This is a genomic window from Mycobacterium sp. 155 (assembly GCF_000373905.1).
Classification (GTDB): domain Bacteria; phylum Actinomycetota; class Actinomycetes; order Mycobacteriales; family Mycobacteriaceae; genus Mycobacterium.
The window spans coordinates 3,088,477-3,113,268 of the sequence record NZ_KB892705.1; the positions used below are offsets into that span (position 1 = coordinate 3,088,477).

Consider the following 24,792-nt stretch of genomic DNA (forward strand, 5'->3'; position numbering starts at 1 on the left):
TACGTGTGGGGCCGCCAGATCGGGGAACCGACCATCAACCCGTGACGTCGGACTCACCACCGAACGATGCCGGAGCCCGCTTAGCGGCGGTGGAAGAACAGAACGGCCAGCGCCCCGGCCTCGTTGACCGCCAGATGCGCCAGCATCGGCGCGGCAAGGCCACCGGATCTGTCGGCCAGCCAGCCGAACACCCACCCTGCCCCGCCGGTCACCAGCACGGTGCCCACCACCGGTACACCCGTCGCGCGGGCGTCGGCGATATGCGAAAGCCCGAAAGCCGCGGCCTGCAGCAACCGTCCGCCGCGGGCTCCGAATGCGCGGGCACCCACGCTCGCCAGCGCCGCCCGATAGGCCGTCTCCTCCGACCACACCGTGCCGACGGGAATCCGCAGCATCAGCCACCCGGCGGGGTTCGCAGGCAGTTCCCGTTGACGCATCGCGACGCGCACCGCGGGCACAGCGGTCGTCGCCGCCGTGCCCGCCGTGACCAGGACCGCCGCGACAGCGCCCCAGCGCAGACCCGGCCGCACCACGGTCGGGCGCAGACCGGTCGGGTGGCGGGTGATTGCGACGAGACCCGTACCAACAAGCGCCCGCAGCACGGGCTGCCAGCGGGCCGGTAGCCGCGGGTCCACCAGACCACTCCACGCGATAAGCCCGCCAGCTAACAGCAGTGCATGTATCTTGTTGGTGCGCATCAGTTTTCGGGACCGTCCTCGGCGAGGGTCTTCTGCAGTGCGATCCGGATGCGGTCGGTGTCGTGCGGTGTCCAGCCGGCGGGCGGCGCGACTGCGGCCCAACCGTCCAACATCGATTCGCCATAGTTGTGCCCATGTCCGGCCGGCACGCCCGAGGCGTTGGTCATGTCTGCGGCAACCTGCCAGAACGTGATGATCGGGTACCAGCGCATCGACTCGGTGCGGTCCCGCCCCGGCGGCTCGACAAGCCAATCCGGCCGGGAGAACAACAGATCCGTAGACCACCAGACGATTGGATCGGACGGATGCTGCAGGAACAGCACCCGTGTCCCCTCCCAGGGACCAGCGGTGTCAGCCGCGATTTCGCCGGGGTCGACCGCTTCGGAGAACCGGACCGTGCGGCCGTTGTCGTAGCGCGGTCTGACCGCAGGGGTACCTGGATCACGGCGCACCAGCAGACCGTGCCAGAGTGTGCTCGCATTGGGCGGCCCCACCCACAGCACCGCGGAGAACCCCATCCTGGTGATGTCGGGCAGCCACGAGAACGCGCCTTGACCGGCCAGCGATCCCAGACTTTCTCCGTAAAGCACCAGTTTGGGCCGGTGGTCCGGGGGCAGTTCTGCCCAGCGTGCGTGAATGGCATCGATCATCGCCCGCCCGGAGTCCACCGACTTCTGCCGGTCCGCGATGAACGAAATCCAGCTCGGCAGATACGAATACTGCATGCCGACCGTCGCGGTGTCGCCGTTGTACATCATCTCCAGCGCCCGTGCGGCGACCGGATTGACCCAGCCGGTACCCGTCGTCGGAACGATCACCAACACCTTGCGGCCGAAGGCATGGGTGCGCTCAAGTTCACTGAGCACCACCGCAATTCGCTGCTGGTCGGTATCTCCGGTATGCAGTCCCGCATAGACGCGGATGGGCTCCTTGGCGGGCTTTCCGTTGAGCCTGGTCAATTCGTCGACGTGCGGGCCGGTGGCAACGAAGTTGCGACCCTGAAATCCCAGCGTATCCCACGGGGCGAAAGAGTCTGGGCTGCCTGACCGTTCACGTTCGAAGGGTTGACTGACACCCTCGCGGGTAGTGGCATTCTGCGGCTGGAAAACGCGACTTGCCCCGGCCAGAAACCCGCGGTAGAGCACGCCGTTGACCAGCATGACGACCAGCACCACCACCACGGCGGTACCGATGAATTGGGCGACTTCACGGTTCAGATGCCAACGCCGGACCAACACGCGGGCCAGCAGACGCACCGCGTCCCGCAACACCCGCGCGGTGGAGATCAACGCGGCGGCAACCGCGGCGGCGACGATCAGGGTACGCAGATAACCGGCCGTGTCCGGTCCTTCGATACCCATGACGGCGGACACCTGTCGTTGCCACGCCGCAGCGGGCCCCAGCATCAGTATGCATGCCGCGACGGCCCCGCTGACGACAACCGCCTTGAGGCCATACAGCACTCGCTTGGCCGGAGGCCACCATGTTCGACGTCGTAATACGAAGCGATACAAGACTTTTCCAAGCACGACGCCGATGCCGTAGCCGATCGCGGCGTTGATCCCACCGATCAGTCCGGCGAACAGCCAGTCTCTAGGTAGCAACGACGGCGTGAGCGACAGGCAGAAGAACAGGGCGCCAACGGTTATGCCTGCGAAATCGAGCCGGACCAGCGCCCAGGCCCAGACCAGTAACGGGTGTCGGTTTGTGGTCTGCTCAATCACCCGAACAACCCGGGCAGCACGCCCTCCGACGTGCTCCGCAGCTCGGACAGGGTGACGCTGAACTGGTCCTGCACTTCGACCGAGTCGCTGCCCTGGTCTGTCACGCCGATCCGGGTCACCGGCAGGCCCCGCGCCTCACACATCGACCGGAACCTGCTCTCCTCGGTGCGTGGTACGGCCACCAGCACCCGGCCGGCCGACTCGGAGAACAACGCCACGAAGGGGTCGGCTCCTTCGGGAAGGATTACGCGGCAACCGGTTTCACCGGCAAGGGCGGCCTCGACAACGGCCTGGATCAGGCCGCCTTCGGACAAGTCGTGGGCTGCGGAGATCAGCCCGTCACGTGAAGCTGCCACGAGCACATCGGCCAGCAGCTTTTCGCGCTCCAGGTCGACCTTCGGAGGAACACCACCGAGGTGGTCGCCCGTGACCTGTGCCCAGATCGACCCGTCGAACTCATCGTGGGTGTCGCCCAGCAGCAGCAGTGTTTCGCCGGGCTCGGTGCCCAGACGTGTAGGGATACGTCGGTGCACATCTTCCAAGACACCGAGCACACCGACCACCGGGGTCGGCAGGATCGCTGTGGACCCGGTCTGGTTGTAGAAGCTGACATTGCCACCGGTCACCGGAATGCCCAGAGCCGCACAGCCATCGGCGAGGCCGCGCACTGCCTGGCTGAACTGCCACATCACGCCCGGATCCTCGGGAGACCCGAAGTTGAGACAGTTGGTCACCGCGACCGGTGTGGCGCCGGTGACGGCGACATTGCGGTAGGCCTCAGCCAAGGCCAGCTGCGCACCGGTATACGGGTCGAGCTGGGTGTAGCGGCCCGACGCGTCGGTGGACAACGCGATGCCGCGGCCGGTCGTCTCGTCGATGCGCAGCACGCCGCCGTCGGCATGCTCGGCCAGCACGGTGTTGCCGCGTACATAGCGGTCGTACTGCTCGGTGATGAACGCCCGGCTGCACAGGTGCGGGCTGCCGACCATGGCGAGCAAGGTCTCCCGCAGCTCGTCGCCCGTCTTGGGCCGAGGCAGCTTCGCCGAGGTGTCGGCGATCAGCGCGTCCTGGGTGTCGGGCCGGGCCACCGGACGCTGGTACACCGGGCCCTCGTGGGCCACGGTGCGCGGAGGCACGTCGACGACGGTCTCGCCGTTCCAGGTGATCTGCAGCCGGTCGCCGTCGGTGACCTCGCCGATGACGGTGGCCAGCACATCCCACTTGCGGCACACCGCCAGGAACGCTTCGACGTTCTCCGGGGTGACCACCGCGCACATCCGTTCCTGCGATTCGCTGGACAGGATCTCCGCCGGGGTCATGTTGGCCGCACGCTGCGGTACTCGTTCCAGTTCCACCCGCATACCACCGTCCCCGGCGGAGGCCAGTTCGGATGTGGCACAGGACAATCCGGCGCCGCCGAGATCCTGGATACCGACCACCAGGTCAGCCGCGTAGAGCTCCAGACAGCACTCGATGAGCACCTTCTCGGTGAACGGGTCACCGACCTGCACCGCGGGCAACTTTTTACGCGATTTCGACGGTCCGGCTCCGCCTCCGGCTTCGTGTCCGGCGTCGCCCTCGTCGCCACCGAACGTCTCCGACGCCAGCACTGACACACCGCCGATACCGTCCAAGCCGGTGCGGGCGCCGAACAGGATGATCTTGTTGCCCGTGCCCGACGCAAACGCCAGGTGCAGGTCCTCTTTGCGCAGCACGCCCACGCACAACGCGTTGACCAGTGGGTTTCCCGCATAGGACGCGTCGAAGACGGTCTCGCCGCCGATGTTGGGCAGGCCAAGCGAGTTGCCGTAGCCACCGACGCCGCGCACCACGCCGTCGAGCACGCGGCGGGTGTCAGGCGCGTCGGCCGCGCCGAAGCGCAACTGGTCCATCACCGCGACCGGGCGGGCGCCCATCGCCATGATGTCGCGCACAATGCCGCCGACACCCGTCGCGGCGCCCTGATAGGGCTCGACGTAGGACGGGTGGTTGTGGGACTCGACCTTGAACGTCACGGCCCAACCGTCGCCGATGTCGACCACACCAGCGTTCTCGCCGATGCCGGCCAGCATGCCTGCGCGCATCTCGTCGGTGGTGGTCTCACCGAAGTACCGCAGATGCACCTTGGAGGACTTGTAGGAGCAGTGCTCACTCCACATCACCGAGTACATCGCCAGCTCGGCGTCGGTGGGACGCCGGCCCAGGATGTCCCGGATCCGCTGGTACTCGTCGTCTTTGAGGCCGAGTTCGCGGTAGGGCTGGGGGTGATCGGGGGTGGCGGCCGCCCGCTGCACCGAGTCAATGTCGTGGGTGAGCTCAGACGTCACGCGCTCAGTTTAGTTTGTGATCGCTGGTAGGCGCGCGCAGCCGCCGGTGCACCGGCTCCGTGGATGATCACGCTGCCCAACACCGCGATGACCAGCACCTGCACCAGGGTGTTCTCGGCCACCCCGTCAAGGGCGTTGAAGGCCAGCAGTCCGAACACGATCGAGGTGGTGCCGCGAGGTCCCAGCCAACCGAGCAGTAGCCGTTCGGACCAGCTGACGGGTGAGCCGAGCATCGCCAGCAGCACCGTGCCGATGCGCACCAGAGTCAGCACGAGCAGGCAGAACAAGACCAGCCCCCACGGCACGCCGTAGCCGAGCGCCAACACGGCGGTGAGGCCGAACACGAACCACATCCCCGACGCCAACAGGAATCCCACGTCGTCGACGAGTTCGAGTTCGGTGGCGAAGGTCGGCGAGACCCGGAAGTAGTTGAACGCTATGCCGCAGACGAAGGCCGAAACGAAGCCGTTGCCGCCGATGCCGAGGCTGGCGCCGAAGGACAGCACCGGGGCAGTCACCAGGATCAGGCGTTTGGCCTGGCCCGTCATCAGGCCACGGCGTTCAGCGGTGTTGGTCGCCACGGCCAGTGCCGCGCCGACGACGGCTCCGACGAGAAGCGCCTTGCCTGCCTCGGGGACGGCCCTGGCCAGAGCGTCGAGGGGGTTCTCGGCTTCAGTGCGATCCGAGGCGAGCACCAGCGCGAAGATGAACAGCGGCGACACGATGCCGTCGTTGTAGCCGGCCTCGACATTGAGCAGCCCCCGCACGCGCTCGGGGATGCGGTCGTCACGCAGCAGCGACGATGTCGGCGCGAAATCGATCGGCACCACCACGCACGCGATGACCAGCAGCACGGCCCACGGTAGTCCCGGCAGCAGCCACAGCCCCAGCAGCACAGAGGCGGCCAGGCCCAGCGGCATTGCGATGAACAGAAGTCGCAGCGCCGAGCGCGGGTCTGCGCCGAGGTAGCCGCCGCGGACATCAGTGGCATCGACGAAAAGCAGTACCGCAAGGATGATTTCGGCGATGTGCTGGGCGGCGACGGCATTCAGGGTCGACGCCACCGCATCCCGGGTGGTGAAGCCGACCGCAATCCCGGCCAGTACCAACACCATCGGTGCGGTCAGCCGCAAACGCTCGAAGCCACGCGAGAATAGCGACCAGCCGGCCAGCACCACCGAGACCGCGACGAGCGACAACAGCATGGCCGGAATCCTGCCAGGACCGCCGGTGTTAGGAGAGCGCCACCGGCCGACGTCGGGTCAGCCCGGTGACAGAAACGCCTGCAACGCGGCCGAGTAGGCGGCGACGTCGTGCGCGCCCATGAACTCCCGGGCGGAATGCATGGCCAACTGGGCCGCTCCGACATCGACGGTGGGGATGCCGGTGCGGGCCGATGTCATCGGCCCGATCGTCGACCCGCACGGTAGATCGGCCCGGTGCTCGTAGCGTTGCAGCGGGACACCCGCCTGCTCGCAGGCCAGCGCGAAGGCCGCCGCGGTGCGGCCGTCGGTGGCGTAACGCAGATTCGGCTGCACCTTGAGCACCGGACCGGCGTTCACCGCGATGTGGTGGGACGGCTCGTGGCGCTCGGGATAGTTCGGGTGGGTGGCATGCGCCATGTCGCCCGACGCAACCATCGATCCGGCCACCCGGCGCAGGTAGTCCTCGCGGCTGCCGTCGGCGGCCAACGTGATGCGTTCCAGCACGGTCGGCAGCAACTCGGACTGGGCCCCGTGGTCCGAGGTGGACCCCACCTCTTCGTGGTCGAACAACGCCAGCACCGGCACATGGTCCGCGCCGGCCGCGGCGAGGAAGGCCTCCAGGCCCGCATAGCAGGTCACCTGGTTGTCCAGCCGCGGCGCGCTGACGAACTCATCGTCGACACCGGTGACGGACGACGGCGTGACGTCGTGGGTCATCAGGTCGAAACCCAGCACATCAGCCTCTGCGACCCCGGCCCGCTCAGCCACGAAGCCGATGAAGGACCGCGGCCGCTCCCCCACGCCCCACACCGCGTTGACGTGCCGCTGCGGGTCCGGGCTGACGCCCTTGCGGTCGTCGGAGAGGTGAATCGCCAGCTGCGGCACCCGCAGAATCGGGTCGTCGACACGGATCAGGCGGTGTTCGATCCGGTTGCCGATGCGCACGGCCAGGCGGCCGCTGATGCCGAGATCACGGTCCAGCCAGGAGTTCAGCCAGGCCCCGCCGTAGGGCTGCAGCGCCACCATCTGCCAGCCGGCGACCAACAGGTCTGGATGCTGCTTGACGCGCAGATTCGGGCTGTCGGTGTGCCCGCCGACGATGCGAAACGGCGCGGCGGTCCTGGCATTCTCGGTACGCCACGCCACGAGCGAACCGGCTCGCACCGTGAAGAACCTGCCGTTAGCCGGCCACGCATCGGTTTCGGCCAATTCGGTGAAACCCGCATGGATCAGCCGTTGCGCGGCGTGAGCACACACGTGGAACGGGGACGGCGACGCGTCGATGAACTCACACAGACCAAGGGGGCTAGCTGCCATATCTCCATCTTGGCCTGGATTTCCGGGCGGGCCGCGCTAGGGTCCTGGTGTGCCCGCACCACAGCCGCAGCCGGTTCTGGCCCCGCTGACACCTGCTGCCGTGTTCATGGTCTCGACCGTCAACGAAGGTCAGGAGGCTGCCGTTCACGACGCCCTGGCCGATATCTCGGGCCTGGTACGGGCAATCGGGTTCCGCGACCCCACCAAACATCTGTCGGCGGTCGTGTCGATCGGTTCCGACGCCTGGGACCGGCTGTTCTCCGGCCCGCGCCCGGCCGAATTACATCGCTTCATCGCCCTCGACGGTCCGCGCCATCACGCCCCGGCCACTCCCGGAGATCTGCTGTTCCACCTGCGGGCCGAGTCCATGGATGTGTGCTTCGAACTCGCGACCAGACTCGTCGATGCGATGGCCGGCGCCATCACCATCGTCGACGAGGTGCACGGATTCAAGTTCTTCGACAACAGGGATCTGCTCGGATTCGTCGACGGCACCGAGAACCCGAACGGGCCGGTAGCCACCAACGCCAGCCAAATCGGCGATGAGGACCCCGATTTCGCCGGCGGCTGCTACGTACACGTGCAGAAGTATCTGCACGACATGGCATCGTGGAATTCGTTGTCCGTCGAGGAGCAGGAGCGGGTGATCGGACGCACGAAACTCGACGACATCGAAATGTCCGATGCGGTGAAGCCACCGAATTCGCACCTCGCCCTCAACGTCATCGAAGACGCGGCGGGCAATGAGCTGAAGATCATCCGGCACAACATGCCGTTCGGCGAGATCGGCAAGGGCGAATTCGGCACGTACTACATCGGCTACTCCCGCACCCCCAGCGTGACCGAGCGAATGCTGCACAACATGTTCATCGGCGACCCGCCCGGCAGCACCGACCGGATCCTCGATTTCTCCACGGCCGTCACGGGCGGCTTGTTCTTCAGCCCCACCATCGACTTCTTGGATTCCCCACCGCCCCTCCCGACTTCGGCGGACCGGGAAGAAGAATCGTCACCCGTTTCGGTCATGGAGCCGGTGGCGAGTAGGAGAGACCCGTCCCTTGCGATCGGCAGCCTGAAAGGAACACTGCAATGAACAACCTGTACCGCGAGCTGGCTCCGATCACCGAGTCCGCTTGGGCCGAGATCGAAACCGAGGCGGCCCGGACGTTCAAACGTCACATCGCCGGACGTCGGGTGGTCGATGTGACGGGACCGACCGGGCCGGTGGAGGCGTCCCTCAGCACAGGTCATCTACTGGACGTGGATGCACCTGCCGACGGTGTGCAAGCCGATCTGCGGGCCAGCCAGCCGCTGGTGCGGTTGCGCGTGCCGTTCACGGTGTCGCGCACCGCAATCGACGATGTCGAGCGCGGCGCCCAGGATTCCGACTGGGATCCGGTCAAGGATGCCGCCAAGAAGCTGGCATTCGTCGAGGACCGGGCCATCTTCGAGGGCTACGGCGCCGCATCCATCCAGGGCATCCGCAGCGCCAGCTCCAACCCTGCGCTGGCCCTGCCCGACGACGCCCGCGAGATTCCCGACGTGATCGCCCAAGCACTCTCGGAGCTGCGACTGGCCGGTGTCGACGGCCCCTACTCCGTGCTGCTGTCGGCAGCGACCTACACCAAGGTCAGTGAGACGACGGCACATGGTTATCCCATCCGCGAACACCTCAGCCGCTTGGTCGACGGCGACATCATCTGGGCGCCCGCGATCGACGGTGCCTTCGTGTTGTCCACCCGCGGTGGGGATTTCGATTTGCACCTTGGCACCGATGTGGCCATCGGCTACCTGTCACACGACGCGCAGAGCGTCCAGCTGTACATGCAGGAGACCCTGACGTTCCTGTGCTACACCGCCGAAGCATCGGTGGCCCTCACGGCCTGACCGTCCCCCTCTGCACCGCGAGCGCGCGTGTCTGCTCCGCGACACGCCGCTCGCGGTCGGCATTTTGCGCACACTCACAGCCTGACCGAGGGTGGTGTGCGCCCTCGGTCAGGCTGTGAGAACCGCGTCCAGTGCGGAGTAGAACAGGCCCAGGCCGTCGTCGGATGGGCCGGTCAGCGCTTCGGTGGCGTGTTCAGGGTGCGGCATGAGGCCGACGACACGACGATTGGCCGAGCAGACACCGGCAATGTTGCGCATCGAGCCGTTGAGGTTCTCCCGGTAGCGGAAGACCACGCGGTCGTCGCCCTCCAGTTCGTCGAGCACCGCCTCGGACGCCACATAGCGCCCCTCCCCCGATTTCAGCGGGACCAGCAGATCGGCACCCGGCTCGTAGCGCGTCGTCCACGCCGTCGAGGTGGATGCCACCTCCAGCCACACATCGCGGCAGACAAAGTGCAGGCCGGCGTTGCGGGTCAACGCGCCGGGCAGCAAGCCCGCCTCGCACAGCACCTGAAAACCGTTGCAGATGCCCAAGACCGGCATCCCCTTCTCCGCCGCGGAGATCACCGAACCCATCACCGGGGCGAACTTGGCGATCGCGCCGCAGCGCAGGTAGTCACCGTAGGAGAAGCCGCCGGGCACCACGACGGCGTCGACGCCGTGCAGGTCCGCGTCGGCGTGCCAGAGGGCGACGGCTTCGGCCCCGGCCAGCCGCACCGCACGCGCGGCATCGACGTCGTCGAGGGTGCCGGGGAAGGTGATGACGCCGATTCTTCCCGCCGCTGCGCTCGCGGTCACGAATCCTCCCGACTCACCGCAAAATCTTCGATCACAGTGTTGGCCAACAGGGATTCGGCGATCTCGGCCAATGTCTCGTCGGCCACGGAATCGTCGACCTCGAGCTCAAAACGCTTACCCTGCCGAACATCTGAGATACCCGCATGCCCGAGGCGCCCGAGGGCCCCGACAATGGCCTGCCCCTGGGGGTCCAGGATCTCCGCCTTGGGCATCACATGCACAACTACCTTTGCCACGGCGCACACTCTACCGGCACGACCCGATGTAGGCGTCGCACAGTGGCCTGGTCATCGCATCGAAGACCTGGCTATCGGGAATCGTGGGCCACGGAACCTGTGGCGGGGTCGTCGACCACATGGCAAGCTCGACCACAGTGCTGTTGCGGGTATCGGCCAGCAAATACTGATGGAGCACCCGGTTGCCGTCGATGCTGAGCACCGCCGCGAGCTGACCGGGCACATCGGTGGTGATCGACGGAGAGCTCTGCGGGGCGGTCAGCTGGCAGGCCCGCAGCGCGCCGGCCGCCAGCCGGATCGCCCCCAGCGCGAGGTCGGCGCCGCGCCAGGTCTCTCCGCGCCAGTGCACCACCTGCGCCTGCACCTGCCACTGGTCCTCGGGCTCCGGGATGAGGGCGCGGGCACTGACGGCGTACCCACGCGCATCGCCGGGCAGCGGCGGTGTCGCGCAGTCCGCCTCGAACCGGAATCGCGGGCTCACCGTCGCCACCGCCAGCCCCGACAGCTCGTGCCACTGGTAGTTGCGGTACAGCGGAATGTCCGCGGCGGCGATCCACGCGGAGGCGGGGATCTGGTCGCACATCGGTGGGCAATCGGCGGGCTGCGACGAGGCGGGTCCCGGCGTCGCGGCCAGCCCTAAGACCGCGAGCAGCATCGCTCCGATCATGCGCATGATTGCAGCCACCGAAGGCAACAATATAGGCATGCAATTGACGCATTTCGGACATTCCTGCCTGCTGGCCAGCATGTCGGATACCACCGTGCTGTTCGACCCGGGCAATTTCTCGCACGGATTCGAGGGCATCACCGGACTATCGGCGATCCTGATCACCCACCAGCACCCCGATCACGCCGATCCGGCCCGGCTGCCCGCGCTCGTCGAGGCCAATCCGCAGGCCGCGCTCTACGCCGACCCGCAGACCGCTGCTCAGCTGGGCGAACCGTGGCAGGCCGTACAGGTAGGCGACCAATTCCAGGTCGGCAACATCACCGTCCGCGGGGTTGGCGGCCGGCACGCGGTGATCCACCCGGAAATCCCGGTGGTCGACAACATTTCGTACCTACTGGGCGACGACGAGCACCCCGCGCGGCTCATGCACCCGGGCGACGCGCTGTTCGTGCCCGGCGAGCCGGTCGACGTGCTGGCTACCCCGGCCGCCGCGCCGTGGATGAAGATCTCCGAGGCGGTCGAATATCTGCGGGCGGTGGCTCCGGTCCGGGCGGTCCCGATCCATCAGGGCATCATCGAGCGCAACGCGCGTGGCATCTACTACGGGCGGCTCAGCGAGATGACCCCTACCGACTTCCAGGTGCTCAACGAGGAGACCGGCACCGAGTTCTGACGGGAGCTGCTAAGCGGCGTCGGCCAGTACCGGATCGGCCTTCCACTGATACACCGCGGGCACGCTGTTGTGCAGCAGAGCCAGGTCGATGGCGTCAAGCATGGCCTGCCGCGGACCGGGCCTGCGCAGATGACGCGCAGCCACCGCAACGCGCACCACGCCGTCGCGACGCGCGGTGCGCTCAGCAGCCAGGACCAGCGTCCGGCACCACCACGGCTCGGTGAGAAAGCCCTCGCCTATTCCGAGCACCCGGGCCCGCGACGTCGTCTGGCGGACCAGGTCGGTAACCCCGCTGAGTCCAACCAGCAATCGAAAGCCGTTGCGCGGCAAGGCAATCACGGTACCCTGCGATACCGTCCAGCCCGGCGCGGCAAACAGCCTGGTACGCAAGCCGAGGTGTTCGAGCACCCGGTCGGCGCCCATGATCCGCAGGTTGGCTTCGTGCGCGGGCAGACTGGCGAACTCACCGCGACGCTTCTTGGTGGCGGCCTCGTCGTACCCGTGCAGGACCACCGCGTCACCGGCTGCGCGGCGCGCGGTCAGCCACTGCACGGTAGGGGTGTCACGGTCCAGCCGATATCCGCCCTTGAGCCGCGGTGCGACCAGAAGCGACGTGGGCACGCCGCGGTTGTCGAGCTTGGCGCAGAACGATTCCACGTCCGCCAACGTGCGATCACTGATCTGTGAGATCGAGACGAAGAGTTGTCCGGTCACCCACCCAGTGTGACAACGTCATATGACGCAACGGTTGCCAACAATCTGACGCAAAATGGCGATTCGGCTGTCGCGGCAGCCTATCCGTCGAACAGGATCAGGCCCAATCGCTCGACGGTGGCGATCGGGTCGACTGCAGTGTCGATCGCGTCGTTGAGCCACAGCAGCGAGAAGCCGTGCACCAGTGACCACGCGGCCAGCGCTGCCGCTCCGGGGTCGGCATGAGCTTTGGGGTCAGCGAGGGTTCCGACGCCGCGGTCGAGTTCGGCCCGCGCCGCCGCGGCCGCCGCCGCAAGTTCGTCGTTGCTCTCGTCGAAAAGCGATTTGTCGAACATCACCGCATAGTGGCCGGGATGGTCCAGCGCGAACCGCACGTAGGCCTTGGCGGCATCGACGAACTGCGGTCGAGCGTCGGTCAACGCGGCGGCCAACAACTGGAAACCCTCGGTCGCGAGGGCGGTGAACAGGCCGCGGCGGTCGGTGAAGTGATGAGCCGGTGCGGCGTGCGAAACCCCGGCGACGCGGGCCAACTCGCGCAGCGAGACGCCGTCGGGCCCGCGCTCCGCAACCAGCGTCGCGGCCTCGGACAGGATCACGGCCTTCAGATCGCCGTGGTGATAGCTCATGTCGTCATCATAGCCACAATCCTGACACCGACAAGATTGGCGGTGCAACGGCAGCGATCCTGACATGCCCAGATGCCAAACCGCCGAGTCGTGCCTTCCCGGTTAAGTTTTCGGCCCGGCGAAGAGGCTGCCTACCTGGCCGCTGCCATAGTTGTCGCGGTCTGCGGCAGCCAGTAGCCAGGCGTACTGGAAGGCCGCCTCCTTCCAGCGTTCGTAGCGGCCGCTGATCCCGCCGTGGCCGGCGACCATCTCCGTCTTCAACAGCACCTTGTGGGCGTCGCTCGCCGGATCGTTCTGGACATGGCGCAGCGCCGCAACCCATTTCGCCGGTTCGACGTAGTAGACCCGGGTGTCGTTGAGCGAGGTCATCGCCAGGATCGCCGGGTAGTCGCGGGCCGTGACGTTCTCGTACGGTGTGTAGGACTTCATGTAGGCGTAGACCTCGGGGTCCTCCAACGGATTTCCCCACTCGTCCCACTCGGTGACGGTCAGCGGCAGCGACGGGTCGAGAATGGTGGTGAGCGCGTCGACGAATGGCACCTGAGCCAGGATCCCGGCGAACAGCTCCGGCGCCATGTTGGCGACCGCACCCATCAGCAAGCCGCCGGCGCTGCCCCCAAGTGCGACCAGATTCTGCGGCCGGGTCAGGCCGGAGTCGACGAGATGCTGTGCCACCGCGATGAAATCGGTGAAAGTGTTCTTCTTTTCCAGCAGTTTCCCGTGCTCGTACCAGGGCCGCCCGAGCTCTCCGCCGCCGCGCACGTGAGCGATGGCGAACGCCATGCCCCGGTCCAGCAGGGACAGCCGCGCAATCGAAAACCGCGGGTCTTCGCAGGATTCGTATGCGCCGTAGCCGTACAGCAGTGTGGGGGCAGGGAATTGCAGGCCGGCCCGATGAATGATCGAGATCGGTACCCGCGCACCGTCGGGGGCTGTCGCCCAATCACGGCGCTCCACATAGTCTTCCGGCCGATAGCCGCCGAGCACCGGCTGCTCACGGAGCAACGTGCGGTGACCGGTCGCGAGATCCAGATCGTAGACCCTGGCGGGAGTGACGAAAGACGTTGCGGCGATCCGCAGTTTGGGCGCCGACCAGTTGGGGTTACCGCCCAGGCCTGCGGCGGTCAGTTCGGAGTCGAAGGTCAACTCCTCAGCCCTGCCGTACCCGCCGTTGGCATTGACCGGCCACAGCTGGATCTTTGGCAACGCCTCGCTGCGGTAGCTGACCACCAGGAATCCGTCGAACGCGTCGACGGCATCGAGCCGCACGTCGTCGCGGTGGTGGATGAGGGTATGAAAGTCGTTGGGGTCGTTGACCGGTGCCTCGACGAGCGTGAAGTTCTCGGCACCGTCGTTGTGCAGGATGAGGAACCGGTCCTCGCCCCCGATGACAGCGTGCTCGACGGAGTATTCGACCAGATCCCGCCGCTCCCACACGGGGATGAACGGCGCGAACGGATCGGTGGCATCCGCATAACGAACTTCCGTGGTGACCGCGCTGCCCGCCGCGATGAACAGGTACTTGTTGCTGCGGCTGCGTCCCACGCCCACCCAGAACCGTTCGTCGGGTTCGTGATAGACCTTCTCGGCCGGTAGCCCGGCGCCGAGGCGGTGGCGCCACACCGTATCGGGTCGCCAGGCATCGTCGACGGTGGTGTAGTAGATGGTCTTGCTGTCGGCCGCCCAGGTGGCGCCAGAACCGATGCCGACGATGGTGTCGTCGTACTCCTCACCGCTCCGTAGATCCCTGAACCGCAAGGTGTACCGCTCGTCGCCCTTCACGTCGACCGAGTACGCCAGCACATTGCCATCCAGGCTCACCGAGGCCGCGCCGAGCGCGAAGTAGTCGTGCCCGTCGGCTTCGACGTTCTCGTCGAGCAGCACCTGCTCACCGGGTATGTCGGTGTGCTCGTCGAACTCGGGCGGGGTCCAGTCGTCAGGGTCCGTGACCGGGCAGCGGCAATGCACGCCGTATTGCTTGCCCTCGAAGGAGCGGGCGTAGTACCACCAGTTGTCGCGGCGGATCGGGACCGACAGGTCGGTCTCCTTGGTGCGGGCCTTGATCTCGTCGAAGATCTTCTGCTGCAAGGGCTCCAGATGCTCTGTCGCATACGTCGTGAAGGCGTTCTCGGCTTCGAGATGAGCGATCACCTCGGGATCGTCCTTGTCGCGCAGCCACTCGTACGGGTCGATGAACACATCGCCGTGGTACTCGCGCCGATGGTTGGCACGCTTGGCAACGGGTGGAGTCACCGGCTGATTCATGCACCGATCCAATCGGTAAAGCGCAGGCCCGAAATCCGTTCGTACGCCTCGATGTAGCGGTCCCTGGTCGCCGCCACGATCTCGTCGGGCAGCGGTGGCGGTGGAGTCTCACCGTGCCGGTCCCAACCCGATTTGCCGGTCAGCCAATCCCGCACGAATTGCTTGTCGAAGCTCTCCTGGACCACGCCCTGGCGGTACGAGTTCGCGCGCCAGTACCGCGACGAATCCGGAGTGAAGACCTCGTCGGCCAGCACCACATCGCCGTTCTCGTCGACGCCGAACTCGAACTTCGTGTCGGCGATGATGATGCCCTTGGTCAACGCACGATCTGCGCCCTGCAGGTAGGTCTGCAGCGTGCGCGCCTTCAGCTGGTTGGCCAGCACCGGGCCCACCAGATCGATCACCTGCGCGAACGAAATATTTTCGTCGTGCTCACCCAATTCCGCCTTGGTGGCCGGCGTGAACAACGGCTCTTCGAACTTGCTGGCCTCACCCAATCCGGGCGGCAACGGGATGCCGCACACCGAGCCCGTCTTCTGATAGTCAATCAGGCCCGATCCGGTCAGGTAACCGCGTGCCACGCACTCGACCGGCAGCATCTTCAGCTGCCGCACCACCAGAGCGCGGCCCAGCACCTCCTCGGGGATACGGGGATCATCCGGCGGGCCCGCGAGGTGGTTGGGTGCCTCGACGTGGTCGAAGAAGAAGACACTCATCGCGGTGAGGATTCGGCCCTTGTCGGGGATCTGCGAGTCGAGGATGTAGTCATAGGCCGAGATCCGGTCCGACGCCACGAACAGTAGATGGTTGTCATCGACTCGGTACAACTCGCGGACCTTGCCGCTGGCCAGGTGCTGGTACTCGGACAGAGCGGGACGCATCGGGTCAGCCTATGTGTTGGGATCTGTGCCATGAGATCGCGGTACCTGCCATATGCCCACAGGCCCGGCCGACTGCTGGCGCAACTGTTCAGCGACATCGCAGTGGTGGTGTGGATCACGGTGTGGGTGCTGGTCGGCATAGCTGTGCACTCCGCCATCGCAACCATCGCGACGGTGGGACGCCAAGTGCACGACGGCGCCAACGGCGTGGCCGACAATCTTGACTCAGCCGGTGACAGCGCCCACCACATCCCACTAGTCGGCGACACCCTGAGCCAGCCACTGCGAGCGGCCAGCGAGGCGGCGCTCGACATCGCCGGAGCCGGCAGCAGCCTGGACTCCACGGCCAGTTGGTTGGCCTGGGTGTTGGCACTGGCCGTGGCCGCCGCGCCGATCCTGTTCGTCGCGATGCCGTGGCTCTACCTGCGGGGACGGTTCTTCCGGCGCAAATGGACCGCGATCACCCTCGCCTCCACCGCGGCGGGCGAGCAACTGCTGGCGCTGCGCGCCCTGGCCAACCGCCCACTAGCCAAGTTGACCGACGTGTCCGACGACCCGGTGGGCGCGTGGCGGCGCCAGGATCCACACGCCATCCGCGGTCTCGCCGCCCTGGAATTGCGCTCGGCGGGCATGCGCCTGCGTCGCCTAAAGTGATCCCTCCGTGATTTGTGTGCATTTGGCGGCGTCCACCGCCGGTAAATGCACACAAATCACTCGGATGGGAACCGTTTGACGGGCATACACCGTCCCAATCGTGTGCTCGAAGACTTCCTGCGGGATCACGACGGCGTGATCACCCTGTCCCAAGCCAAGCAGGCAGGCCTGAGTCAAGACGCGGTGAACCGGAGGGTCCGGTCGGGGCGCTGGCTGAGATGTTCGCCCGGCGTGTACTTCGCCGACGACCGTCCTTTCACCGATGCCGCACGGGTGCGGGCCGCGGTGTGGTCGCTCGGGTCGATGGCAACGGCCAGTGGGCTCGCAGCGGCGTGGTGGCATGGCGTGGCGAAGTACCCACCCGAAACAGTCGAGGTGACCGTCCCCAGGGACAGCCATCACCCGCGCAGGCAGGACATTCGCATGCGCCGCCGCGACCTGTGGCCCACCGACATCGTGGAGCGCCATGGTCTTCGCGTGACCTCGTTGCCGCTGACCGTCGTCGAAGCCGCGGCGAGGCGGGGCGGTGGGGCCAAACTGATGGATTCCGCCTTACAGCGCCATGTAGAGCTGAAGGACCTGTGGCGAGTGCACATCCGCAACAAGGGCAGACACGGCTCCCCCGCAGCACGCATACTGCTGCAGGCCGCAGCCGACGGGGCACGCTCAGAGGCCGAACGTCTGCTCGTCAAACTGCTCAGGGAGGCCCAGATCACGGGGTGGAAAGCCAACTATCGCCTCGGCAGGTTCGTGATCGATGTGGCATTTCCCAAGCACAAGATCGCCATAGAAACCGACGGCTGGGCCTTCCACCACGACCAGGACGATTTCCAGAAAGACCGGGTCAAGCAGAACGAGATCGCGTTGATGGGCTGGCAGGTACTGCGATTCACCTGGCTGGATCTCACCGAGTACCCGCAAAGGGTGCTCGCCGAGGTCCGGTTCGCTATCGAGTCCCGTACAGCCGGCGAGCCACGGTGACCGCCACCGCCACCCACGCCGCCAACGCAATCCAGAAGAACACCACTGAGACGCTGGCCAGCGGCTGCCAACCGGTTCCGATCTCCATGGCATAGTTGGCCGCCGAGTACATGCCGAGCGGGAACACCGCCGGCCAGTCGAACATCTGGCGCCAACTGGTGATGGCCAAGGGCACGATCTGCACCGTGGCAACGGCCAGCGTCAGGATGGTGACGATGCGTACCGCGTCGGCGAGCGGGCCCGGGTGCAGGGCGGCGTGAATGTGCTCACCGGCCAGCGTGGCGATTGCAAGGCCGCCCATCAGTATCCAGTGATCGGGTGGAACGTTGCGCCGAGCTTCCGGCTCCCGCAACGCGCGCCACGCGATAAGTCCCGTCATCACGCAGTACACACCCAGTGCGACGATCCAGAAGATGAACGCCCAGAACAGGATTCCATCGGTGACGAAAACAATGGACAGTCCCGACGTCGCGACGCTGGCGAGTTCCCAGGTGCCGTGCGCCCGGTCACGCAAGCCTGTCGGGCCCAGCCGCCACATCCGCTGGAGCAGCCGAGGGACCAGTGACAGCCACCCCAGCAGCCCCAGTGTGCCCAGCACCCATACCGCCACGCGGTACTCGGCGAATCGCGAGGCCAGCACCGTACACGCCGCCACGTAGGTGAAAAACCCGACCACGGTGTTGATGTCGCGCAGGTCGAACGATCGCCAGCGCGTGGCTACCAGATACATCAGCACCGGCAGTCCGACAGCAGCCAGAGTCGCCAACCCAATGCTGAGAAGACCGAAACCGTGGTTCGCGGCGGATATCGAGACGATGCCCGTCGCCATGACCGAGGCGAACACCTCGGCCTTCATGCCGCGAGCTCCACCACCAGATGCCGTATGCCGGCAAGCCGACTGCTGCGGTCGACACCGAGGCAGTAGTGGACGCCATATCTGAAACCCAAGTGCGGATTGGGTTTGTCCAGATCGGCCAAGTCCACCAATCTCACAAGATGGCACCCGAGGTGTACTTGGCGGCCTCCGGGTAACGGCTGACCAGATCGTCGACGGCGGCCACCACCCCATCGACCTGCGCGCCCGCGGCTCCGGTGAACACCTGCCGATCAGCGAGGGCCGTCTCCAGCGCAACCCGGTCTAGCGGCAACCGCGGATCGGCGGCCAGCCGGTCGACAAGATCCTGCTCCGCACCCTTTTCTCTCATGGCCAGGGCCACCGCAACCGCGTGTTCCTTGATCACCTCGTGGGCGGCTTCCCGCCCCACCCCGGCGCGCACCGCGGCGATCAGGATGCGAGTGGTGGCCAGGAACGGCAGGTAACGGTCGAGCTCGCGCTGGATCACCGCCGGGTAAGCACCGAATTCGTCGAGGACGGTCAGGAACGTCTCGGTCTGTCCGTCGATGGCGAAGAACGCGTCGGGTAGCGCGACGCGGCGCACCACCGAGCAGAACACGTCGCCCTCATTCCATTGCGCCCCAGCCAGTTCCGCTGCCATCGACCCGTAGCCGCGCAGCACCACCTGCAGTCCGTTGACCCGCTCACAGGACCTGGTGTTCATCTTGTGCGGCATGGCCGAGGAGCCGACCTGCCCGGGCGCGAAGCCCTCGGTCACCAGTTCGTGCCCGGCCATCAGCCGGACGGTGTGTGCCATCGACGACGGTCCGGCGCCCAGCTGCACGAGCGCGGACACCACATCGTGGTCCAGCGACCGCGGATACACCTGGCCGACACTGGTGAAAACGTCGGTGAATCCCAGGAATTCGGCGACGCGACGTTCCAGCTCAGCCAGCTTCGCGGTGTCGCCGTCGAACAGGTCGAGCATGTCCTGCGCGGTGCCCATCGGTCCCTTGATGCCACGCAGCGGGTACCGGTCGATCAGCTCACGGAGGCGCTGCAGGGCCACCAAACTTTCTTCGGCCGCCGAAGCGAACCGCTTGCCCAGCGTGGTTGCCTGCGCAGCGACGTTGTGACTGCGCCCGGCCATCACGAGGTCGCGGTAGACCACGGCGCGCTCGGCCAGCCGCGCCACCACCGCCACACCGTGGGCGAACACCAACTCCAGGGAGCTGCGGATCTGCAGTTGCTCGACGTTCTCGGTGAGGTCGCGACTGGTCATGCCCTTGTGGACATGCTCATGGCCGGCGAGTGCGTTGAACTCCTCGATGCGGGCCTTCACATCGTGGCGGGTCACCCGCTCCCGCGCGGCGATCGAAGCCAGGTCGACGTTGTCCAGTACCTGCTCGTAGTCGTCGATCACGCCGTCGGGCACCGAGACGCCCAGCTCTGCCTGGGCGCGCAGCACGGCGACCCACAGCCGGCGCTCCGCGACGATCTTGGCCTCCGGCGTCCAGATCGCGACCATCTCGTCGCTGGCGTAGCGGTTGGCCAGAACATTCGGAATCGTCACGAACACACAGCTTACGGTCCGGGCGGACGCACCAATGAGACAGTGGATGGATGCACTTCGTCGGACTCGACCTCGCGTGGGGCGAGAAGAATCAGACCGGTGTCGCGGCGATCGACTCCGACGGGCGGGTTCTCTACGTCGGTGTGGCGCAGGACGACGAGAGCATCGCTGCGACGATCAAACCGTATGTCAGCGGCGACTGCCTGGTCGCCATCGATGCGCCGCTGATCGTGAAAAACGCGGAAGGTTACCGGCCGTGCGAGCGGGCGCTCAACCGAGACTTTCAGCGGTTCGACGCCGGGGCCCGTCCCGCGTTCACCGAACGGCCGGAGTTCAAGCACCCACGCGCAGCCCGCATCGCGTCCGCACTGGGCCTCGATGTTGACCCCGCCTCGTCGTCGCGCCGACGCGCCATCGAGGTCTACCCACACCCCGCAACGGTGGTGCTGTTCGGGCTCGACAAGATCATCAAATACAAGCGCGGCGCCTTCGAAGACCGCCAGCGTGAGCTGCTGAGACTCATGACTCACATCGAGGAGCTCGACAAGGCGACACCGCGGCTACGGGCCAACCGCAACGTCAGCTGGGTCGAGCTGCGCAAGCGGGTGGAAGCCGCGACCCGACCAGGCCAGCTGGACCGCGACGAAGACCCCGTGGACGCCCTGATCTGCGCATACATCGGGTTGTACTGGTATCACCGGCCGGAAGACGTGACGGTCTACGGTGACGTCAAGGCGGGTTACATCGTCACCCCGTCACTGCCGGCCAACCGGCTCCTCCGCTCGCAGAGAACACCCGCGGACCAGCCTGCGACCCCGCCCGCGATGACCGCGCAGAACGCCGTGGCCGAGTATCGGGAACGGCGGCCCGCCCTGGTCACGTCCACCGAGCATTACCTGGCGCTGGTGACGGGGCTGCTCGACGACGCGGGCATCAACTACCTCAGCATCAGGGCACGGACCAAGAGCGTCGAATCGTTCGCCGCCAAGGTGGACCGCACCGTCGACGGCAAGCGGCTCTACACCGATCCGCTGGTGGAGATCACCGATCAGGTCGGGCTGCGGGTGATCACCTACCTGCGCGAGGATGTCGACACGGTGGCCCATCTGCTGGCCACGGAGATGCGTCTACTGGACGACCAGGACATCGGCCTGCAGACCGCGCGCAAGGGTCGCTGGGGTTACGCCAGCCGACATCTGCTCGTAGGCGTCGAGGGCGAAAAGCAGCCGGCGTCGATCCAGGTCCGCACGGTGCTGCAGCACGCATGGGCAGAGTTCGAGCACGATGTGCGCTACAAGGGGCAGATCCCGGCCGAGCACGGCGCCGACCTGGATCGCCGCTTCACCCTTGCCGCCGGGCTACTTGAGCTGGCCGATCGGGAGTTCACCGCGATCCGCCAGCGGCTGCGCACCAGCGTGACCGAAGAGGAGCCGGACTGGACAGCGGATTCGCGCATCCCCACGCCGGTGCTGGCAACGTATTTGGGCAACCGTTATGCAGATGCGGGCTGGTCGCGGACCGACCACTACAGCTGGATTTCGGGGCTGCTGCTGGAACTGGGCATCACGTCGCCGGACGCGCTGACCGAGGTGTTGGACTCGGTGAATGACGACGAGGTCAACGACGCCATGGGTTACCGGTTCCCAGCGGGTGCGGTGCGCCGTCTGGACGACGCGCTGCTCGCGGTGTACGGCGATCGCTATATCGGACTGGACGGCAATGCACACCGAACTGAGTTGCTGCACAACAGGATTGAGAAGCTGCGCGGTAGTTCTTAGATGTGCACGGGCCGTTCGTCGACCGGGGCGAGCACGTCGATGACATCGATGAGCGTCGCTCGGGCACTGGCGCGGGGACCGTCGCCTTCGTCCATGAGCGACGCGACGACCGCGCCGTCTACTGCGCACACCAACGCGGTGAGCAGTTCGGAGCGCACCGCACGGCCGGACCGTTCGACCACTTCGACCACCGCCTCGGTGCGCTGTTGACGAATTCGGCGCTGGATGTCGCGCAGCCCGGGCTGGCGCGCGCACGCGATGTAGCGTTCGTAGCGGGAGATCAGTTGCTCGGTCACCCGGGTTTCCGGGGACTCCCCGACCAAGAGGTCCACCAGTACGTCGGCGGTGGACTCCGCGCCGCGGCGGCGGCGACTCAGCGCGGCCACGCCGGCCTTCAGCTGCTCGGCTTCGCGCGTTCCGATGTCCTCGACAGCGTTGGCGATCAAGTCGTCGAGGGAGGAAAAATAGTAGGTGGTCGACGCCAGCGGCAGACCGGCCCGGCGGGCCACCGCGCGGTGCCGGACGGCGTCGAATCCGCCTTCACACAACAGGTCAGCGGCCGCCCTCACGAGTGCGCACCGCCGACGCTCCCCCTTCGGAGTGACTGCTGCTGTCACCACTAGCATGCTGCCAGTCGAGCCGATCCGCCATCGGGCTTTCGGCCAATCATCAGTCTTTACACAGGTTCGTCGGGTGACGGCACCATTGGCCGGTGGCCATGGCGCGATGGCAAGATGGCCGCCATGCCCAACTTGAACCGTCGCGCCCTGCTGCGCCTCGGTGCCGGTGCGGCCGGCGCCTACACGCTGGGGTCCGCCCTGGCGTCGGCTCCCGCGATGGCCGATCCACCCGCCGCGGCGCCCACCTATGCCAGCGGATCATTCACGTCCGCAGCGCGTGGAGGCGTCGACACCAACTGGGCCATCGCCCGACCGCCCGGGCAGACCGGCAAGCTTCGACCCGTGATCGCGCTGCACGGCAAGGGTTCCAACGCCGCGGAGGTAATGGCCGGAGGCGTGGAATCCGGTCTGGCCCAAGCGGTTGCGGCCGGGATCCCGCCGTTCGCCGTGGTCGCCGTCGACGGTGGCGGCGGTTACTGGCACAAGCGCGCTTCGGGTGAGGATTCCGGTGCGATGGTGCTCAACGAGCTGATTCCGATGCTCGGCGACCAGGATCTGGACACCTCGCGGGTGGGCTTTCTGGGATGGTCGATGGGCGGGTACGGTGCGCTCCTGCTCGGCGCGCGGCTGGGACCGGCACGCACCGCGGCAATCTGCGCAGTGAGCCCGGCGCTGTGGACGTCGTCCGGCGCGACCGCGCCAGGTGCCTTCGACGGCGCCGACGACTACGCGGCCAATACCGTGTGGGGACTGCCCGCGCTGGGATCGATCCCCATCCGAATTGATTGCGGCACAAGCGATCCATTCTATTCGGCTACTCAGCAGTTCATCGCACAGCTGCCGAATCATCCGGCCGGCGGATTCTCCCCCGGCGGGCACGACTCGGCATTCTGGAGCCAGCAGTTGCCCGCCGAGATCGCCTGGATGGCTCCGCTGCTCGTGGCGTAATCCCGGTCACCTTCTACCGCGAGCAGACGGGGCGGTCCCCGACACGCGGCGTTTCCGGGACCGCAGCGTCTGCTCGCGGTAGAGGGTGAGGCCTAGAGGCTAATGTGCCCTTCGGCCGCGGCGAGGGCGATGTCGGTACGGAAGTGGCTGCCCGGCAACTTGATTGACGTGACCAGCGAGTACGCGGCGTCGCGGGCAGCTGACAGGTCAGGGCCAGTGCCCACGACGGACAGCACCCGGCCTCCGGAGGAGACGATGGCGCCGTCGTCGCGACGCGCGGTCCCGGCGTGCAGCACGCCGTCGGCTTCTGATCCGGTGATCACGTCGCCGACCCGGGGCCGGCCCGGGTAGTTCTCTGCGGCCACCACCACGGTGACGGCGTAGGCGTCCTGCCATTGCAGCTCACCGAACGACGCCAGTTGACCCGTCGCGGCTGCACGCAACAGCTGTCCCAGCGGTGACTCCAGCAACGCCAGCACCGCCTGTGTCTCGGGATCGCCGAAGCGACAGTTGAATTCGACCACCGCGGGCCCGTTCGACGTGATGGCCAGACCCGCATAGAGCAGGCCTGAGAACGAGCTGCCACGCGCAACCAGTTCGGCGGCAACGGGTTTGACGATCTCGTCGACGATCTGCGTGGTCACGGCGTCGGGCAGCCACGGCAGCGGCGAGTAGGCGCCCATACCTCCGGTGTTCGGTCCCGAGTCGCCGTCGCCGACGCGCTTGAAATCCTGTGCGGGCAGCAGCGGGACCACGGTCTCCCCGTCGACCACACAGAACAGCGACACCTCGGGGCCGTCGAGGAACGACTCCAGCAGCACCGGGTGGCCCGAGTCGAGCAGGCTGGCGGCGTGTGCCCGCGCGGCATCGCGGTCAGCGGTGACCACCACCCCCTTGCCCGCGGCCAGACCATCGTCCTTGACCACCCAGGCGGCCTCGCCCGCGGGCGGCCCGAACCGGTCCAGCGCCGCGTCGAGGTGTCCGGGATTGTCGACGATCTCGCTGCTCGCAGTACGAACGCCAGCCTTGGTCATGACGTCCTTGGCGAATGCCTTGGAGCCTTCGATACGCGCCGCATCCTTCGTCGGGCCAAAGCAGGCGATCCCGGCCGCGCGCACGGCGTCGGCGACACCGAGCACCAGCGGCACCTCGGGACCGATGACGACCAGATCCGATCCCAGTCGCTCGGCGAGCTTGACGACCGCTTCTCCCGAGGTGACGTCGACGTCGTATTGGTCGGCGATGATCGCCGTCCCCGCATTGCCGGGGGCGATCGCCAGCTCCTCGACTTCCGGGTCCCGGCGCAGAGCCAAGAGCAGGGCGTGTTCACGGGCACCGGATCCGATCACGAGGACGCGCACGGTGGTAAAGCGTAGCGGCAG

23 protein-coding genes and 1 pseudogene are annotated in these 24,792 nt (G+C 66.7%); 7 read left to right on the forward strand and 17 right to left on the reverse strand.

Going from position 1 to position 24,792, the window contains the following annotated elements:
• Positions 1 to 80 precede the first annotated feature (80 nt).
• The 5 genes from B133_RS0114805 to B133_RS0114825 are packed head-to-tail and all read right to left on the reverse strand — an operon-like array spanning position 81 to position 7,271.
• Entirely contained in the window at positions 81 to 698 is a 618-nt protein-coding gene (locus B133_RS0114805; protein WP_018602168.1) for a CPBP family intramembrane glutamic endopeptidase, read from the reverse strand.
• Positions 698 to 2,422: an alpha/beta-hydrolase family protein gene (locus tag B133_RS0114810; RefSeq protein ID WP_018602170.1), complete on the reverse strand. Its 1,725-nt coding sequence runs from the start codon at positions 2,420 to 2,422 to the stop codon at positions 698 to 700. Before B133_RS0114810 ends, B133_RS0114805 begins: the two co-directional genes overlap by 1 nt.
• Positions 2,419 to 4,725 carry a phosphoribosylformylglycinamidine synthase subunit PurL gene (gene purL, locus B133_RS0114815; RefSeq protein ID WP_369751493.1) on the reverse strand — a complete coding sequence of 769 codons (2,307 nt, stop codon included), beginning with the start codon at positions 4,723 to 4,725 and terminating at the stop codon, positions 2,419 to 2,421. Before purL ends, B133_RS0114810 begins: the two co-directional genes overlap by 4 nt.
• A 20-nt stretch (positions 4,726 to 4,745) precedes the next feature.
• A complete protein-coding gene (locus tag B133_RS0114820) occupies positions 4,746 to 5,954 on the reverse strand; it encodes a cation:proton antiporter (protein ID WP_018602174.1) in 1,209 nt (402 codons plus the stop codon).
• A gap of 57 nt (positions 5,955 to 6,011) precedes the next feature.
• On the reverse strand, positions 6,012 to 7,271 hold the full coding sequence (locus B133_RS0114825; RefSeq protein ID WP_026256460.1) for a M18 family aminopeptidase: 1,260 nt from the start codon (positions 7,269 to 7,271) through the stop codon (positions 6,012 to 6,014).
• A gap of 106 nt (positions 7,272 to 7,377) precedes the next feature.
• Here B133_RS0114825 and B133_RS0114830 point away from each other — a divergent pair, with 106 nt between their 5' ends.
• Positions 7,378 to 8,364: a Dyp-type peroxidase gene (locus B133_RS0114830; RefSeq protein ID WP_232423368.1), complete on the forward strand. Its 987-nt coding sequence runs from the start codon at positions 7,378 to 7,380 to the stop codon at positions 8,362 to 8,364.
• Positions 8,361 to 9,158, forward strand: coding sequence for a family 1 encapsulin nanocompartment shell protein (locus B133_RS0114835; RefSeq protein ID WP_018602181.1), 798 nt, complete (start codon positions 8,361 to 8,363; stop codon positions 9,156 to 9,158). Before B133_RS0114830 ends, B133_RS0114835 begins: the two co-directional genes overlap by 4 nt.
• A 108-nt stretch (positions 9,159 to 9,266) precedes the next feature.
• On the opposite strand, the gene purQ is transcribed toward B133_RS0114835, so the two are convergent.
• Genes purQ through B133_RS0114850 form a run of 3 tightly spaced genes read right to left on the reverse strand, consistent with a single transcriptional unit; the run spans position 9,267 to position 10,865 of the window.
• Positions 9,267 to 9,956 (reverse strand): phosphoribosylformylglycinamidine synthase subunit PurQ, encoded by a 690-nt coding sequence (purQ, locus tag B133_RS0114840; protein ID WP_018602182.1) that lies wholly within the window; start codon positions 9,954 to 9,956, stop codon positions 9,267 to 9,269.
• On the reverse strand, positions 9,953 to 10,192 hold the full coding sequence (gene purS, locus B133_RS0114845; RefSeq protein WP_019970485.1) for a phosphoribosylformylglycinamidine synthase subunit PurS: 240 nt from the start codon (positions 10,190 to 10,192) through the stop codon (positions 9,953 to 9,955). The genes purQ and purS overlap by 4 nt, the downstream gene beginning before the upstream one ends.
• A 10-nt stretch (positions 10,193 to 10,202) precedes the next feature.
• A complete protein-coding gene (locus B133_RS0114850) occupies positions 10,203 to 10,865 on the reverse strand; it encodes a hypothetical protein (RefSeq protein ID WP_026256462.1) in 663 nt (220 codons plus the stop codon).
• A 31-nt stretch (positions 10,866 to 10,896) separates the two neighbouring features.
• On the opposite strand from B133_RS0114850, the gene B133_RS0114855 reads away from it, so the two are divergent.
• Positions 10,897 to 11,535: an MBL fold metallo-hydrolase gene (locus B133_RS0114855; protein ID WP_026256463.1), complete on the forward strand. Its 639-nt coding sequence runs from the start codon at positions 10,897 to 10,899 to the stop codon at positions 11,533 to 11,535.
• 9 nt (positions 11,536 to 11,544) lie between these two features.
• Here the strand turns inward: B133_RS0114855 and B133_RS0114860 are convergent, their stop codons facing one another.
• The 4 genes from B133_RS0114860 to B133_RS0114875 all read right to left on the reverse strand — a co-directional run bounded on the left by B133_RS0114860 (position 11,545) and on the right by B133_RS0114875 (position 16,021).
• Positions 11,545 to 12,249, reverse strand: coding sequence for a DUF2334 domain-containing protein (locus tag B133_RS0114860; RefSeq protein WP_018602192.1), 705 nt, complete (start codon positions 12,247 to 12,249; stop codon positions 11,545 to 11,547).
• A gap of 80 nt (positions 12,250 to 12,329) precedes the next feature.
• Positions 12,330 to 12,875: a TetR/AcrR family transcriptional regulator gene (locus B133_RS0114865; protein ID WP_018602194.1), complete on the reverse strand. Its 546-nt coding sequence runs from the start codon at positions 12,873 to 12,875 to the stop codon at positions 12,330 to 12,332.
• Between the two features lie 102 nt (positions 12,876 to 12,977).
• Positions 12,978 to 15,140, reverse strand: coding sequence for a S9 family peptidase (locus B133_RS0114870; RefSeq protein WP_018602195.1), 2,163 nt, complete (start codon positions 15,138 to 15,140; stop codon positions 12,978 to 12,980).
• Positions 15,137 to 16,021 carry a phosphoribosylaminoimidazolesuccinocarboxamide synthase gene (locus B133_RS0114875; protein WP_018602198.1) on the reverse strand — a complete coding sequence of 295 codons (885 nt, stop codon included), beginning with the start codon at positions 16,019 to 16,021 and terminating at the stop codon, positions 15,137 to 15,139. The genes B133_RS0114870 and B133_RS0114875 overlap by 4 nt, the downstream gene beginning before the upstream one ends.
• Positions 16,022 to 16,051: 30 nt before the next feature.
• Here B133_RS0114875 and B133_RS0114880 point away from each other — a divergent pair, with 30 nt between their 5' ends.
• Together B133_RS0114880 and B133_RS0114885 are read left to right on the forward strand one after the other, a co-directional pair.
• Positions 16,052 to 16,675 (forward strand): hypothetical protein, encoded by a 624-nt coding sequence (locus B133_RS0114880; RefSeq protein ID WP_018602200.1) that lies wholly within the window; start codon positions 16,052 to 16,054, stop codon positions 16,673 to 16,675.
• Positions 16,676 to 16,777: 102 nt separating this feature from the next.
• Entirely contained in the window at positions 16,778 to 17,656 is an 879-nt protein-coding gene (locus B133_RS0114885) for a type IV toxin-antitoxin system AbiEi family antitoxin domain-containing protein (RefSeq protein ID WP_018602203.1), read from the forward strand.
• Here B133_RS0114885 and B133_RS0114890 read toward each other — a convergent pair.
• The 3 genes and pseudogenes from B133_RS0114890 to purB form a co-directional block, all read right to left on the reverse strand.
• Entirely contained in the window at positions 17,622 to 18,512 is an 891-nt protein-coding gene (locus B133_RS0114890; RefSeq protein ID WP_018602205.1) for a tellurite resistance/C4-dicarboxylate transporter family protein, read from the reverse strand. The genes B133_RS0114885 and B133_RS0114890 overlap by 35 nt on opposite strands.
• Positions 18,509 to 18,619 (reverse strand): annotated as a pseudogene (locus B133_RS25355) (hypothetical protein); the annotation flags it as partial. The gene B133_RS0114890 and the pseudogene B133_RS25355, both read right to left, overlap by 4 nt.
• 26 nt (positions 18,620 to 18,645) lie before the next feature.
• Positions 18,646 to 20,064 carry an adenylosuccinate lyase gene (purB, locus tag B133_RS0114900; RefSeq protein ID WP_026256464.1) on the reverse strand — a complete coding sequence of 473 codons (1,419 nt, stop codon included), beginning with the start codon at positions 20,062 to 20,064 and terminating at the stop codon, positions 18,646 to 18,648.
• A 50-nt stretch (positions 20,065 to 20,114) separates the two neighbouring features.
• On the opposite strand from purB, the gene relZ reads away from it, so the two are divergent.
• The gene (relZ, locus tag B133_RS0114905) at positions 20,115 to 21,842 is read left to right on the forward strand and encodes a bifunctional ribonuclease/(p)ppGpp synthase (protein ID WP_018602213.1); all 1,728 of its coding nucleotides are present in this window, start codon (positions 20,115 to 20,117) and stop codon (positions 21,840 to 21,842) included.
• On the opposite strand, the gene B133_RS0114910 is transcribed toward relZ, so the two are convergent.
• Positions 21,839 to 22,468 (reverse strand): TetR/AcrR family transcriptional regulator, encoded by a 630-nt coding sequence (locus B133_RS0114910; RefSeq protein ID WP_026256465.1) that lies wholly within the window; start codon positions 22,466 to 22,468, stop codon positions 21,839 to 21,841. The two genes, relZ and B133_RS0114910, sit on opposite strands and share 4 nt — an antisense overlap.
• A gap of 108 nt (positions 22,469 to 22,576) precedes the next feature.
• Here B133_RS0114910 and B133_RS0114915 point away from each other — a divergent pair, with 108 nt between their 5' ends.
• Positions 22,577 to 23,410, forward strand: a complete 834-nt coding sequence (locus B133_RS0114915; RefSeq protein ID WP_018602216.1) for an alpha/beta hydrolase family protein — start codon at positions 22,577 to 22,579, stop codon at positions 23,408 to 23,410.
• A 92-nt stretch (positions 23,411 to 23,502) separates the two neighbouring features.
• Here B133_RS0114915 and purD read toward each other — a convergent pair whose 3' ends face one another.
• A complete protein-coding gene (gene purD / locus B133_RS0114920; protein WP_026256466.1) occupies positions 23,503 to 24,771 on the reverse strand; it encodes a phosphoribosylamine--glycine ligase in 1,269 nt (422 codons plus the stop codon).
• Between the last annotated feature and the right edge of the window lie 21 nt (positions 24,772 to 24,792).

Coding starts and splice junctions, on each gene's coding strand:
- B133_RS0114820 (WP_018602174.1), bottom strand. CDS start 5,954: ATGCTGTTGTCGCTCGTCGCGGTCTCGGTGGTGCTGGCCGGCTGGTCG.
- B133_RS0114915 (WP_018602216.1), top strand. CDS start 22,577: ATGGCCGCCATGCCCAACTTGAACCGTCGCGCCCTGCTGCGCCTCGGT.
- B133_RS0114850 (WP_026256462.1), bottom strand. CDS start 10,865: ATGCGCATGATCGGAGCGATGCTGCTCGCGGTCTTAGGGCTGGCCGCG.
- B133_RS0114880 (WP_018602200.1), top strand. CDS start 16,052: ATGAGATCGCGGTACCTGCCATATGCCCACAGGCCCGGCCGACTGCTG.
- B133_RS0114805 (WP_018602168.1), bottom strand. CDS start 698: ATGCGCACCAACAAGATACATGCACTGCTGTTAGCTGGCGGGCTTATC.
- B133_RS0114835 (WP_018602181.1), top strand. CDS start 8,361: ATGAACAACCTGTACCGCGAGCTGGCTCCGATCACCGAGTCCGCTTGG.
- relZ (WP_018602213.1), top strand. CDS start 20,115: ATGCACTTCGTCGGACTCGACCTCGCGTGGGGCGAGAAGAATCAGACC.
- B133_RS0114890 (WP_018602205.1), bottom strand. CDS start 18,512: ATGAAGGCCGAGGTGTTCGCCTCGGTCATGGCGACGGGCATCGTCTCG.
- B133_RS0114865 (WP_018602194.1), bottom strand. CDS start 12,875: ATGAGCTATCACCACGGCGATCTGAAGGCCGTGATCCTGTCCGAGGCC.
- B133_RS0114870 (WP_018602195.1), bottom strand. CDS start 15,140: ATGAATCAGCCGGTGACTCCACCCGTTGCCAAGCGTGCCAACCATCGG.
- B133_RS0114830 (WP_232423368.1), top strand. CDS start 7,378: ATGGTCTCGACCGTCAACGAAGGTCAGGAGGCTGCCGTTCACGACGCC.
- B133_RS0114910 (WP_026256465.1), bottom strand. CDS start 22,468: ATGCTAGTGGTGACAGCAGCAGTCACTCCGAAGGGGGAGCGTCGGCGG.
- B133_RS0114875 (WP_018602198.1), bottom strand. CDS start 16,021: ATGCGTCCCGCTCTGTCCGAGTACCAGCACCTGGCCAGCGGCAAGGTC.
- B133_RS0114825 (WP_026256460.1), bottom strand. CDS start 7,271: ATGGCAGCTAGCCCCCTTGGTCTGTGTGAGTTCATCGACGCGTCGCCG.
- B133_RS0114855 (WP_026256463.1), top strand. CDS start 10,897: ATGCAATTGACGCATTTCGGACATTCCTGCCTGCTGGCCAGCATGTCG.